We start from the raw sequence: 15,270 nt of genomic DNA, 5'->3' as shown, positions 1-15,270 counted from the left end.
TTTTTGTTTTTCTGCGTGATAGTACCGTTTTTTGTATATAATTAACCATTAAAAGCTATGATCCCAAATCTAACATTAAAATCTAAAGTCTTTTGCTCGACATTCAAGAGCATTAAATAGAAAACTTTATTGCGCAAGTAATATTGCTTTCCTCCCAAAGTAATTGCATTTGAAATTTACGAGATCATTTTTTTAAATTTTAGAAAAACCCGAAAATCAATAAATTGCTTATGACATCAAACTACACCTTACCTTATATTAGAAACTTGAATAGTGTATATTCTAAAATATGCGAGACTGAAATCCCGTTTTATTTTTTAAGCCCCCATAAACTATTAAGTCCAAACTCAATAAAGATTCCTACGCTTAAGGGATTTAACTTTAAGGAAACACTAACATACTAAGAAAAATTTTACTTTGTCAAGAAGTAATAAAAATTATTTTTAGCTGGTCTATACAAGACTGAGTAGCTAAATTTTATTAATAGACCCAAAAAATAACTATTTATTATAAAGTTATTAATGCATCATAGGCAGTATTAGGATAACTTAATCGATTCATGAAATGAAAAAAAATTACGCTAAGAAATTTAAAGCTTATAAAAACATTAAACAGTATTCGCTGTTAGCACTTATGCTAATGGCTTTCGGTTTTTATAGCTATGGCCAATCAGTAGTGCCATTTAGCTCCAGGGCTAATTATTCTGTTAAAGGAGATTTTACAATTATTGGAAACACAAACCTAGCCCCTGCGAATAGTAGTGGTAACGACACAGGTGACATGTTTTTTGTTGATGTAGATAACGATAGTAATACCGTTAACTCATCTGCAGCCACTTTGCAACTTAAAGATGATAACGGCATAGTTGCAGATGATTGTGGAAACATTGTATATGCCGGTTTATACTGGACAGGTCGTCCAGGACCAGACCAAACTTTTACCGTTCCTGGTAATAACGGAATTCCAAAAACATTAAATAAATCTGTTGTTTCTATTAGTGGTCCTGCTTCAAGTGGGTATACTAATATAACTGCAAATGCAAGTGACATTTACTATCCTGAAAGTGAATATGCAAATATGTATATCGCCTACGCCGATGTAACCAGTTATGTACAACAAAATGGTGCAGGTGAATATGCTGTTGCCGATATCGCTCTTGTTGAAGGCCAAGAAAATCCTACAGTAACAAACATAGGTGTTGGTTATTTCGGAGGTTGGAGTATGGTAATTGTTTACGAAAACTCTACTATGAAAATGCGTAACATTGGTGTATTCGATGGGTATTCGTTTAAAGGTGTTCCAGGAGATCCAGGTTACGAGACTAATACTCATATAGATCTTGACATTAGTAGCTTAAACACCGGGGATTATGTAAATGCCCAAATAGGTGTAATGGCTGGAGAAGGTGACGATGATTTATCTGGTGATCTTTTAAGTACACAATGGGGAGGAACAGGAATCTATAGAGAACGTTTAACTCATCCAGGAAACACTCAATTTAACTTTTTTAATTCCACTATAGAAGTTGGAGGTTCTCCACGTAACCCTAGTGGAGCTACTTTTGGTTTAGATTTAAGTAAATTCGATCTACCAACAGCAAGTGTTGTACCTAATCAAGACGATTTATCTTTTGAATACATATCGGTTCTTGATAAATTTGTTATATACAACTTAACGTTATCTTTTGAAGCACCTGATCCAGGAATTGAAGCAGAAGTAGCTATTACAAATATTAATGGTACGCCTAACAGTTCTGAAACTACAACGGTAGAGCCAGGACAAGATATAACGTATACGGTAGATATTAAGAACTTCGGAACAGAAGGTTCTACAAATAACATGTTATCTATTCCAGTTCCTTATAATACAACGTTTAGTAACATTGTATCTTCTAACGGTAACGGAACACCAACTTATAATAGTTCTACAAACACTATTGATTGGTCTTTAGGAAACATACCACAACAAACAAATACAGATAATGTTGTTGCAACGGTTACTTTTACAGTAACAACAACTACAGATTGTACTTTATTAGTTGTAGACTGTGCGAATTCAATTGCTTTAAACGGAACCATTTCTGGAACAGGAAGTGTTTCTGGAACTAGTTTTGACAAATCGTTAATTACAGGATATGAAACAGCTACAGGTTGTTTAGGAACACCAATTCCTGCTCCTATTTATACAACTATTGTAAATGCAAATTGTGCCAATACGCCGTTAGTACAAACTTTCGAATATTGTGCACCTCCAGTACCATTTACAGATGTTAGTTCGACTTACCCACAAGGGACTCGTTTCTATAACGAATATCCTGTAACTTCAAACAGTACAGAATATACAAGTTCTAACCCATTCCCTACTACAAGTGGTGCTAATTCTTATTATGCTGTTCCTGCAAATTCAGAAGATTGTTCTTTCGAATTTATTATCGACATCAGTCCTATTTCAACTCTACCAGTTGTACCTACAGATCCTATAGTATATTGTTTAGATGCAACGGCTGTACCTTTAACGGCTACTGCTACCGATCCATCATATACACTTTATTACTATAACGACAATTCAGAGACTGCTCAAGCCTTTACTTCAATTACACCAAATACAAATGTAGCTGGTACAACAACATATTATGTTGCAGAAGGGCCAACTAATAGTCCTGAATGTATTGGAGATAAAGTTGCTATAACTGTAACAGTAAATGATTTATTAGACATTCAGACTGCTATTACTAACGCATCTTGTGCGGTAGGTGGCGACGGTGCTATAGATATCACAGTAACTGGTGGTTCTGGAAACTACACATATTTATGGAGTACTGCAGCGACAACAGAAGATATCACCAACTTAGTTCCTGGTGTATATAGTGTTGACGTAACAGATGCAGATTTTGGATGTGTAACCACTTTAGATAATATAACTGTTCTTGAAGATCAGTCTACACCTACATTAACAGCGCCTCCAGCATACACTTTAGAAGGTTGCGATGTAAGTGCTATAACAGATTTACCTGTAAGCTCGACTCCAGTACCTTTAACTATAGATCAATTACAAACTGCTGGTGGTACAGCTGATGAATTCTTGACTTTAACCTATGTAGATGTTGTTCTTGGAACATGTCCTACTGTTGTTACAAGAACATTTACAGCAACCAACAATTGTAATAACGCTATAAGTGCGACACAAACCATTACAATAGAAGATACTCAAGCTCCTGTAGTTCCTTTAGCTCCTGCAGATATTACTATAGAATGTGATGATGCTTTACCTACAATGATAAATTTAACTGCAACAGACAATTGTGGTGCTAACCCAACGATCACTGTAACAGGTGTAGATACCACAGATAGTTCTGACCCATGTAGCGTAATTACTACACGTACTTGGACATTTACAGATGATTGTGGTAACACATCTTCAACATCTCAAATTATTACTATTATAGATGAAACTGCTCCAACTGCTCCTGCGAATTTAGCAGACATTACAGTCGCTTGTATAGAAGATATCCCTGCTCCTATAACATTAACAGCAATAGATAACTGTAGCGGTGTTGTACCAGGTGTATTAACCGAGAGCACATTGCCAACAGATAGCTGTAATGCCTCAATTATCAGAACCTGGACATTTGCAGACGATTGTGGTAACACAAGTGTAACCACTCAAACGGTTAACATTATCGACGATATTGCTCCTGTAATCACAAACGAGCCTCAAGACATTGTTTATCAGTGTGACGGGGAACAAAGAATTCCGCAAATCGATGCGTGGGTAGCATTAAATGGTTTTGCTTTAGCAAATGATAATTGCTCTGATGTAACGTGGACTAACAATTACGATGCAACAACATTAGGTTGTAATGGAGCTGTTACTGTAGAGTTTACTGCAACAGATGCTTGTGGAAATGCTACAACTAGATCTGCAACCTATACAGTTCTAGATACTACTGGACCAGAAATAGTGTCTAATTCTCAAGATATCTCTATTGTTTGTGGAGATGCTACTAACCCAGACCTTATAGATTGGTTAGGTACTAATGGAGGTGCTGTTGCGCAAGATATTTGTTCTGAAACAACATGGACTAACGATTACGATGCTAATTCATTAAACGGAGGTTCTGATGTTACTGTAACATTTACTGCTACAGACGAATGTGGAAATTCAAGTACTACAACGTCTACTATTATAATCACAGACTCAACTGCTCCTGTTGCACCAGCTGCACCGGCAGATGTAACTGTTGAATGTATTGACGATGTCCCTGCAATGGAAGCTTTAACTGCAGTAGATAACTGTGCTGGAAACATCACTTCTCCAGGTACAGAATCTATAGATAATACAGATACTTGTAATGTAATTATTACACGTACTTGGTCATTCTCTGATGCTAGTGGGAATACTTCAGAAGTATCTCAAATTATAACTGTAAACGATCAAACTGCTCCAGTGGCAGATAGCGTTCCTGCAGATATGACACTAGACTGTAATGCTAATGTTCCTCCAATGGAAGCTTTAACTGCTACCGACAATTGTGCTGGAACTATTACTGCTGCAGGTACAGAAGTAATGGATACAACAAATCCTTTACAAACTATTATAACACGTACGTGGACTTTCACAGATACTTGTGGTAATACAAGTGAAGTATCACAAATTATATCATTCAACTTAGATGAAACTGCTCCAGTAGTAGATAATACGCCTGCAGATTTAACTGTTGAGTGTATTGACGATGTCCCTGCAATGGAAGCTTTAACTGCTACCGATAATTGTAGTGGAATTATTACTTCGAATGGTGTTGAATCTATTAATGATACAGATTCTTGTAATGTAATTATTACTCGAACTTGGACATTTACAGATGCTAGTGGAAACACAACTGAAACATCACAAATCATTACGGTTATTGATACTACAGCTCCAGTTGTTCCAACACTTCCGGCAGATGTTACTGTAGATACCGCAGCAGAGGTACCACCTATGGTAGATTTAACTGCAACAGATAATTGTGGTGCCGATGTAATTGCTACACCTGTAGATGCTACAGAAGTAATAGATGCTTGTACTACAGTAATCACTCGTACTTGGTCTTTCGAAGATGCTTGTGGAAACTTAAGTATAGGAAGTCAAATAATAACAATTTCAGACATGACGCCTCCAGAATTAATTTCTGAAGCTCAAGACATTGTTTATGAATGTGATGGTGAACAAAGAAATGTAACTATCGATGCTTGGGTGTCATTAAATGGTTTTGCTTTAGCTGAAGACGCTATATCTGATGTGACATGGACCAACAATTACGATCCTGACTACGAAAGTTGTAATGAAGATGTAGTTGTTATCTTTACTGCTACCGATGAATGTGGAAATTCAGTTTCTACATCTGCAACGTATACTATAAAAGATGAAACTGGACCATTTATTCAAACCGCTCCTCAGGACTTAGTTTTTGAATGTAGCGAAGATTCAGACTCTGCAATAAGTGATTGGTTAAATTCTAATGGAGGTGCTGTTGCTACAGACTTCTGTTCGGATGTAACTTGGTCTAACGATTTCAATGCATCAACAGTAGATTTAGGAGCCTGTGGTCCTAATGATTCAATTACAGTTACATTTAGCGCTACAGATTTCTGTGGAAACGTAACAACTACGACATCGACAATTACGATAATAGATGAAACTGCTCCTGTAGTTCCAACTAACGTACCTGCAGATGTTGCTGTAGAATGTTACGAAGATGTTCCTGCAACTATCGAGCTTACTGCAACAGACAACTGTTCTAGTGATATTACTGTTGCTGGTGTAGATACAGAAGACAATACAGATCCAAATAACATTATCATTACAAGAACATGGACATTTACAGATGCTTGTGGAAACACTTCAGATGTAAGTCAAATCATTACAGTTCAAGATTTATCTGCACCTGTTTTAGATGGTACTGTTCCTGCCGATGTGACTTTAGAATGTATTGCTGATGTTCCTGCAATGGAGCCTTTAACTGCAACAGACAATTGTGCTGGTGTAATTACATCTAATGGTACAGAAACTATTAACGATACAGATGCTTGTAATGTAATTATTACACGTACATGGTCATTCGCTGATGCTAGTGGTAACACAACAGACGTATCACAGATTATAACTGTTAACGATACTACTGCCCCAGTTGTAAATAACGCACCACAAGATCTTGTTGTTGAGTGTACAGATGGTACCGATGTTCCTCCTATGGGTCCATTAACAGCAACAGATAATTGTGCTGGAGAGATTACTGCAGAGGGTACAGAAGTTATAGATGATTCTAATCCTTTACAAACTGTAATTACACGTACATGGTCATTCGCCGATGCTTGTGGAAACACAACTGAAGTGTCTCAAACCATTACAGTAGGAGATTCTACTGCACCAGTAGTAGACAACGCTCCAAGCGATGCAACATATGCTTGTATTGATGATGTGCCTGAATTAGCACCATTAACAGCAACAGATAATTGTGTTGGTGAGATTACAGACAACGGAACTGAAACTATTAACGATGCAGATGCTTGTAATGTAATTATTACACGTACATGGATGTTTACTGATGCTAGTAACAATTCAACTACAGTAACTCAGGTTATAACTGTTATTGATGATGTTGCTCCAATAGCAACAGCTCCTGCAGATGTTACTGTAGAATGTACAGACGATATCCCTGCTATGATTGATTTAATAGCAACAGATAATTGTGGAGATACAATCACTTCTACTGGAGTTGATACTGTTAACGACATTGACTCTTGTAGTAGTATTATTACAAGAACATGGTCTTTCACAGATGCATGTGGAAACACAGCTAGTGTATCTCAAATTATTACAGTAGCCGATGTTACTGCTCCTGTATTAGTTGGTAATTTAGAAACAGATATTACAGTAAACTGTACAGCGATTCCGGAAACACCAGAATTGGATTTTACAGATAACTGTTCTGCAACTGTAGACGTTGTGTACACAGAAGAAAATACATCTACTGGTGCAGCTTACGAAAACTACCAAATAATTAGAGATTGGACAGTTTCAGATTCATGTGGTAATACAGCAATGTATATACAAACCATTAATGTTAATGTGCAACAAGCACCAATTGTAGAATCGGATACAAGATGTACTGAAGGAGGTTCTGTAGATTTAGATAGCTACTTAGTAGATCCTGACACCGATGGAACATGGACAGTAGATTCTGGAAATGCCACTATAAATGGTAGTATTTTCAACCCGATCGATGTTGCTGTTGGAACTTATGTATTCACGTTCACAGAGGCAGATACTTGTCAGAACGAAACAACAGTTACTATTGATGTTAACGAAGATTGCGTAGAACCAACTTGTGAACCAATTATCTCTTCATCGGTAACACCAAACGGTGACCAATGGAACGAGTACTTTACGGTAACAGGATTAGACAGATGTGGATTTGTTATCGACGTCGAAATCTACAACCGTTGGGGATCATTAGTATTTAAAGCACAAGATTACCAAAATAACTGGAATGGACGTAATAGTAAAGGTGGATTTGGAAGTTCAGATATTTTACCTACTGGAACATACTATTACATTGTAACATTAAAAAATAGCGGATTGAAACCACTTACTGGTCCAATTTACTTAGGAACCAAATAAAAAATAACCTATGAAAATTTTAAAGTATCACATAGTAGCTATTGCATTATTGAGTTGCACGGTTGGGATGGCACAACAATTACCACAGTTTACGCAATACATGTATAACACTATTTCTATTAACCCTGCATATACAGGGAGTAGAGAAACATTAAGCGTAGTTGGTCTGCATAGAAGCCAATGGGTTGGTATAGATGGAGCGCCTACAACACAAACTTTGTCTGTTCACTCACCGCTTAGCAATGAGAAGATGGCAATTGGAGGTTCATTTATACATGACGAACTGGGAGCAGAAAACTTTAATTATCTGTATGCTAGTTTTTCTTACACCATTAAAACGGGTGAAAATTCTAAATTAGCATTTGGTCTTAACGCTGGATTTACGCAATACAGCTTAGACCAAGATTTTAGATTACAAAATCCAAACGATCCTATTATTTATGGTATTGAAGACCGTTGGGATCCTAACATAGGTGCTGGTATATACTGGCACTCTACAAGATGGTATTTAGGTCTTTCAACACCAAGAATTTTAAATAATGATCATGCAACAAATGAGTACGAAGCATTAGAGCGTGTTAGTTATTACTTAACTGGAGGGTATGTTTTCAACCTTGGAAGCTATACTAAATTAAAACCTTCATTCTTAGTAAAAGGAACTAACGGTGCACCGCTTTCTTACGATTTAAGTGCGAATTTCTTATTCTACGATAAGTTCTGGATTGGTGCTGGTTTCAGACACAATTCTGGTGTTAACGGTAACCAAACTAACGGTGTTGCAGATTATCAATTTAAAGGGACTAACGCCATTGGTGGGATGATCGATTTTCAGGTATCTAAACAAATTAGAATTGGATATACTTACGAATCGCCAATTAACTCTGAAATCAAACACTATCAAAGCGGCACACATGAGATCATGTTAATGTTCGAACTATTTAAAGAAAGACGTATTAAATCCCCTAGATATTTCTAAAGACTACCACTATGAAGAAAAATATTATATTCGCTATACTAGCACTTTCAAGTACTTTTATCTTTGCTCAAAAAAAGGTAGCCGACAAATTCTTTAAAAATTACGCCTACGTTAAGGCGAGTGATTTATACGAAGAGGCTGTTAAAAAAGGAGATAGTAGTGCTCATGTATTAACCAGACTTGGAGATTGTTATTACAACAACTCAAATTCAGAAAAAGCTTCGATTTGGTATGCTGAAGCTATTAAGAAATACGACGATGTAGATCCTATTTACTATTATAAATACGCACAATCTTTGCGTAGTTTAGGTGAGTATGAAGAAGCTGTTGTTTACTTAGAAAAATTCAACGCCGTTCAATCAAACGAAGATCGTATAGATGGTACAGATTTTACTAATGTCGCATTATACGAAAAATTAAAAAGTACAGAAGGTGTTTACGTAGATTTAGTAAATCTACCAATTAACACGAAAAACTCTGACTTTGGAGGTTTTGAAAATGATGGAACATTTTATTTCGCATCCACGTCTAAAAAAGATAGAGAGAATTTGTATGCTTGGAATAATGAGCCTTATTTAGATATCTATGAATCACAAATATCTGAATCATCAGATAACGAAAATGTGACAGATTATAGCTATCCTAACTATGTTAAATCAGAAGGGATAAACACTAAATATCATGAAGCTAGTGTCGCTATTACGAAAGATGGGAAAACCATGTATTTCACCAGAGATAACGTAAGTAACAACAAGAAACTAAAAGCTGACAAAAAAGGAACTGCACACTTAAAAATTTATAAGGCAACTTTAATTGATAGCGTTTGGCAAGATGTTAAAGAATTATCTATTAACGACCGTGTATTTTCAACAGGTCACCCTGCATTAAGTCCAGATAACAAAACCTTATATTTTACTTCAGACAGAGAAGGTGGTTTTGGACAAACAGATATCTGGAAAGTAGCCATTTTAGGAGACGACAACTACGGATTTCCTGTTAATTTAGGTGCTGCTGTTAATACTTCTGGAAAAGAGATGTTTCCTTTTGTAGATGAAGACGAAACGTTATATTTCTCTTCAGACAGTTATATTAACTTAGGATTTTTAGATATTTTTAAATCTAATGTATTAAAAGGCGGTACAACTGTTGAAAATTTAGGTGCACCATTTAATAGTGGTTACGACGATTTTGCTTTCAATATAAATGCAGAAAAAGGAAGAGGATATTTATCTTCTAACCGTGAAGGCGGTATGGGAAGCGATGATATTTATTCTTTCGAAATCTGTTACCAACTTATTAAAGGAACGGTTAGAGATAGTAAAACAGCTTTACCTTTAGCTTTATCGACTGTTCAGTTAATAGATGAAACTGGAAAAGTTATTGAAGAAACTATGGTGGGCGAAGACGGTATGTACTCGTTCCGTGTTAGATGTAATGCCACTGTTAATGTATTAGGAAGTAAAGCCGATTACAAAGACGATTTACAAGTAGTTAATACAACTTTAGCTAATGGTGCTGAACTAATGGTAGATCTTAATTTAATTCCTCTTATCGATGGAAGTGAAATTAAGTTAGCCCCAATTTTCTTTGATTTTGATAAATGGGATATTAGAACAGATGCCGCTTACGAGTTAGAAAACATTGTAGATGTAATGAGAGAACATCCTGATATGAATATAGATATTGAATCTCATACAGATAGTAGAGGTCCTGATAACTACAACTTAACTTTATCAGATAAACGTGCTAAATCTACTAGAGACTATATTATCTCTAGAGGCATCGATGCTTCAAGGATTAAAAGCGCAAACGGTTTTGGAGAGACTCAGTTAATTAACGATTGTTCTAATGGTGTTAAATGTACTAAAGAACAACATCAAGCCAACAGACGTTCTGTATTTAAACATGACTTAAAATAATAATCTACTAATTATTATATAAACTAAAAAGCCGCTATTCAGCGGCTTTTTTTATTGCTAGTTTTTATGCTTAATCAATTATATGGAAGCTGGATATACGTAAATAATATATGTATGAGTACGGTTAAAAGGTACTATCTACAATTGGGAGATTAGACTAAAAAGCCAACTTAACCTTATAAATTCAACTTGTATAGCTAGCTAAACTGAATCTGACACGAATATATACTTCCTAAGGATAAACAAGCTAATTCGGTCTATTTTGGGCTTAAATTAAACGTATTTCAGTTTTGTAATTAACCATAGCTATGCGATCTATTCCCTATTCTAGATTTTATAATTATTTAATTCGTGCAATCACAAACCGATTACTACAGGTTGTATATTAACTCCAGATGTCTCACAATCCATTAGGTTTAAATTCACCTTCTCAAGATACTTTGGTTAAAGCAGAATGTGGTTATTCATAAACCAGTGGTATTAATAATAAAGCAACTTATGGTCTCTCTTAGGCCTCTAGGCTAAACCACACCAACACATTAATTATAATGTTACTAATTAACCTCCTACTCTATCTATGGACTTAATTTAAAGGCATAAAAAAACCTGTGAAGTATAAACTTCACAGGTTTTTAAATAATATAAAATAAGATACTACTTATTTAGCTGCATCTAATTTTTCTTGTACCGCTTTAGCTTTATCACTTGCTCCAATAGCATTATAAATACTAATTAATTGTTGGTAGATATTTGGCTCTGGATTAGGGTTCTTTTTAATATAGTTCTCTAGAACAGCAGCTCCTTTATTGAAAAATTCTGTTTTCTTAGCTTGTAATTCATCGTACCTTGCATTATCTGCTTTACTTGTACCTAAACTATTCATTTCTTCAATAAAAGAATTTCCTTCTTCAATGTAAGTTGTAGACTCATTTAATGCAGCTGTTGCATAATCTGGTTTTAACTCTAAAGTCTTTTCAAAAGCTGTTCTCGCTTTATCGTAGTCTTTATTTTTTAAAGCAATTACACCAATATTATAGTGTAAATCTGGATTGTCTGGTTGCTTTTTAATAGCTTCTCCCATTAATTCACTAAACTTATCAGAATCGTCTAACTGTAAATAAAGGTTAGCTTCAGATAAAATTAAATCTAAATTTTCAGGATCTTGTTGTCTTGCTTTTTTAACAGCGGCTAAAGCTTCATCATTTTTCCCTTGAGACACATAGATTAACGCTATGTTTTTAGTAATTTCAGCACGTTTAGATTCTGACTTACGTTGTCCTGGTTTAATGTGACTTTTTGCTTTAACGTATAAATCTCTATTGTCTTTAGACATTACTTGCTCCTCACCTGATTCAATTTCTGTAGCAAAATACTCAGTTGTGATACCTGTATACCCTAACTCATCTAAATTTTCATAGTGTTTTAAAGCAGTATCGTAATCTTTATCTTGCACTGCACTTACAGCTGCGTAATATAAATACGTCGTGTCTTTTGGGACCATTTTATACAATTGCTCAAATTCTACACTCGCCGCACCATAATTCTGGCTAGTAAAGCTGTCATTCGCTTTTGTTAAATACGAGTTTTGCATGTTATTAGTAAACTCTGCAACATCTCCTTTTAAAGAAGAGTCTTCAACTTTACTTAAACTTTCAATTGCTTTATTTACATCTTCTGCAGATCCAGCACCATTAGCATATAATGCTTCTGCCTGTAAGAAGTAATACTTTGACTTATATTTGTCATCTATACTGGATAACATTGGTGTCACTTGATTTAAAGCCGCTTTCGCTTCTGCGTAATTGTTACTTTTAATAGCTTTCTCTGCGGTCTTTAATTCTTTTTTTTGTGCAAAAGAAAATGCACTAACCGATAAAGCTAAAGCAACTATAACCTGTTTTTTCATTGTAATCAAATTAAGTTAAAATGTTTATTAATTGTTTTCTAAATTGTCATTTTCAATGGTGGTATCGTCACCATCTGTATTTGGTTGGTCTTCTACTTCTAAAGCTTCAATATCTTCGATAACTTCTTCTTCGTGCATAACTTTCGCAACTGCCGCAATAGAATCTCCCGAACGTAAGTTTATAAGCTTAACACCTTGTGTAGCACGTCCCATTACTCTTAAATCTTGAACTGCAATTCTAATAGCAATACCTGATTTATTGATAATCATAAGATCATCAGAATCTGAAACGGTCTTTATAGATACTAGTTTTCCTGTTTTTTCTGTGATAGAAATGGTTTTAACTCCTTTTCCTCCACGGTTTGTAATTCTATATACTGGTTCTCCATCTTCTGGATCGTCAATATACGTACGTTTACCATATCCGTTTTCCGAAACAACCAATACAGATTCCTCTTGAGGGTTTTCTACAGTAATCATGCCAACAACCTCATCGTCTTTATCTGATAACGTAATTCCACGAACTCCAGATGCTCCTCTTCCCATTGGTCTCGTTTTAGCTTCTTCGAAACGAATTGCTTTACCCGATTTTAAAGCTAACATTACTTGACTAGTTCCTGTAGTTAATTTCGCTTCCATTAATACATCGTCTTCCTTAATAGTAATAGCATTAATACCATTTGTTCTCGGACGAGAATATTGCTCTAACAACGTTTTTTTAACTTGACCATTTTTAGTCGCCATAATAACGTAGTGACTATTAATGTAATCTTCATCCTTAAGATCTTGAGTACATATAAACGCCATCACTTTGTCGTCTTGCTCAATATTTATAAGATTCTGTATTGCTCTACCTTTAGACGTTTTACTTCCTTCAGGAATTTCGTAAACACGCATCCAGAAACATTTACCTTTTTGGGTGAAGAATAACATATATTGGTGATTGGTTCCCACAAATAAATGCTCTAAGAAATCTTCGTTTCGCGTAGTTGTTGCTTTTTGTCCAACACCACCTCTATGTTGCGTTTTATACTCGTTTAATGAAGTACGTTTAATATAACCGGCATGAGAAATAGTAATTACCACTTGCTCATCTGGAATCATATCTTCAATACTTAAGTCTCCTCCTGCATATTCAATTACAGAACGACGCTCATCTCCATATTTATCTTTAACAACTTGAAGTTCGTCTTTGATAATATTCATACGACGGTCTTTACTCGCTAAAATATCTTTTAAATCGTCTATCGTAATTTTAATATCGTTGTATTCAGAACGTAATTTATCTTGTTCCAGACCTGTTAACTGACGTAATCGCATCTCTACAATTGCCTTAGCCTGAATTTCTGAAAGTTTAAAGCGTTCTACTAAATTCGAACGTGCTTCATCTGCATTATTAGATCCTTTAATAATGGCAATCACTTCGTCTATATTATCCGAAGCGATTATTAATCCTTCTAAAATGTGTGCGCGTTCTTCGGCTTTACGTAATTCGTAAGTGGTACGTTTTACAACAACCTCATGTCTGTGCTCAACAAAGTGATAAATTAAATCTTTTAAGTTAAGCAGTTCTGGACGTCCGTTTACCAGTGCGATATTATTTACACTAAAAGACGTTTGTAATTGCGTGTACTTATATAATTTATTTAAAATAATATTAGGAATCGCATCACGTTTTAACACGTAAACGATACGCATACCATTTCTGTCAGATTCATCTCTAATTGTAGAGATACCATCCAATTTCTTTTCATTAACTAAATCGGCTGTTTTCTTAATCATATCAGCCTTGTTCACTTGGTACGGAATTTCTGTTACTACAACACATTCACGACCATGAACCTCTTCAATATTCGCTTTAGCACGCATTATAATACGTCCGCGACCTGTATGAAACGCTTCTTTTACGCCATCGTAACCAAAAATAGTTCCTCCAGTAGGGAAATCAGGAGCTTTAATATGTTGTATAAGCTCATCTACAGTAATATCTTTATTATCGATAAAAGCAATAATACCATTAACCACTTCACTTAAATTGTGAGGAGGCATATTGGTTGCCATTCCTACTGCAATTCCAGATGCACCATTAATTAATAAACCAGGGATACGCGTTGGTAAAACCGTAGGTTCTTTTAAGGTATCATCGAAATTTAATTTATGATCGACAGTTTCCTTGTCAATATCTGCCAACATGTCTTCAGAAATCTTACGCATACGCGCTTCTGTATAACGCATCGCTGCAGGACTATCACCATCTACAGACCCAAAGTTACCTTGTCCGTCTACTAACATGTAACGTAAACTCCATTCTTGAGCCATACGTACCATGGCATCGTAAACCGAGGTATCTCCGTGTGGGTGGTACTTTCCTAAAACTTCACCAACAATTCTTGCCGATTTTTTATGCGCTCCAGTTGCTCTAATTCCCAATTCGTGCATCCCGAATAAAACACGTCTGTGTACTGGCTTTAAACCATCTCTTACATCTGGTAAAGCACGTGACACGATCACTGACATTGAGTAATCAATGTAAGCCGTTTTCATTTCGTCTTCTATATTAATTGGAATAAGCTTTTCTCCTTCTGCCATCTATAAAAATAATTTAGTTATCTTGTGTGTTTCAAATCGCGCTAAGATAACCATTTCGTAGGTCATTAGAGGCGTTTTAAAGCGGTTTTTAACAGTTTTTATTAACAATTAAGACTTAACGATTAGTTAATAAGTAAGCCCCTAAATATTTTGATTTAATAAAGTTTTTTTTTCTATTAGCATGAATCATATTTTTTAGGAACACTTTTTGCCTATGG

5 protein-coding genes are annotated in these 15,270 nt (G+C 35.4%); 3 read left to right on the top strand and 2 right to left on the bottom strand.

Translation table 11 applies throughout. The annotated features are described in order from the left end of the window. Window positions 1–564: 564 nt before the first annotated feature. Genes AC0UBM_RS00330 through AC0UBM_RS00320 form a run of 3 tightly spaced genes read left to right on the top strand, consistent with a single transcriptional unit; the run spans window position 565 to window position 10,557 of the window. A complete protein-coding gene (locus tag AC0UBM_RS00330) occupies window positions 565–7,662 on the top strand; it encodes an HYR-like domain-containing protein (RefSeq protein WP_475687189.1) in 7,098 nt (2,365 codons plus the stop codon). Window positions 7,663–7,672: 10 nt separating this feature from the next. Next, window positions 7,673–8,638: a PorP/SprF family type IX secretion system membrane protein gene (locus tag AC0UBM_RS00325; RefSeq protein ID WP_475687188.1), complete on the top strand. Its 966-nt coding sequence runs from the start codon at window positions 7,673–7,675 to the stop codon at window positions 8,636–8,638. A gap of 11 nt (window positions 8,639–8,649) precedes the next feature. Beyond that, window positions 8,650–10,557 carry an OmpA family protein gene (locus AC0UBM_RS00320; RefSeq protein ID WP_475687187.1) on the top strand — a complete coding sequence of 636 codons (1,908 nt, stop codon included), beginning with the start codon at window positions 8,650–8,652 and terminating at the stop codon, window positions 10,555–10,557. Window positions 10,558–11,215: 658 nt separating this feature from the next. Here AC0UBM_RS00320 and AC0UBM_RS00315 read toward each other — a convergent pair. Both AC0UBM_RS00315 and gyrA read right to left on the bottom strand, forming a co-directional pair. After that, window positions 11,216–12,463: a tetratricopeptide repeat protein gene (locus AC0UBM_RS00315; RefSeq protein ID WP_475687186.1), complete on the bottom strand. Its 1,248-nt coding sequence runs from the start codon at window positions 12,461–12,463 to the stop codon at window positions 11,216–11,218. Window positions 12,464–12,490: 27 nt separating this feature from the next. Further along, the gene (gene gyrA, locus AC0UBM_RS00310) at window positions 12,491–15,052 is read right to left on the bottom strand and encodes a DNA gyrase subunit A (RefSeq protein ID WP_475687185.1); all 2,562 of its coding nucleotides are present in this window, start codon (window positions 15,050–15,052) and stop codon (window positions 12,491–12,493) included. Window positions 15,053–15,270 lie beyond the last annotated feature (218 nt).

This window comes from Formosa sp. F44 (assembly GCF_056238645.1).
The sequence above is the reverse complement of the archived record's forward strand: the minus strand, read 5'-3'. Positions and strand labels throughout refer to the sequence as shown.

Bases quoted from the DNA above. Each gene is read 5' to 3' on its own strand.
- AC0UBM_RS00330 (WP_475687189.1), top strand. From the start codon at position 565: ATGAAAAAAAATTACGCTAAGAAATTTAAAGCTTATAAAAACATTAAA.
- AC0UBM_RS00325 (WP_475687188.1), top strand. From the start codon at position 7,673: ATGAAAATTTTAAAGTATCACATAGTAGCTATTGCATTATTGAGTTGC.
- AC0UBM_RS00320 (WP_475687187.1), top strand. From the start codon at position 8,650: ATGAAGAAAAATATTATATTCGCTATACTAGCACTTTCAAGTACTTTT.
- AC0UBM_RS00315 (WP_475687186.1), bottom strand. From the start codon at position 12,463: ATGAAAAAACAGGTTATAGTTGCTTTAGCTTTATCGGTTAGTGCATTT.
- gyrA (WP_475687185.1), bottom strand. From the start codon at position 15,052: ATGGCAGAAGGAGAAAAGCTTATTCCAATTAATATAGAAGACGAAATG.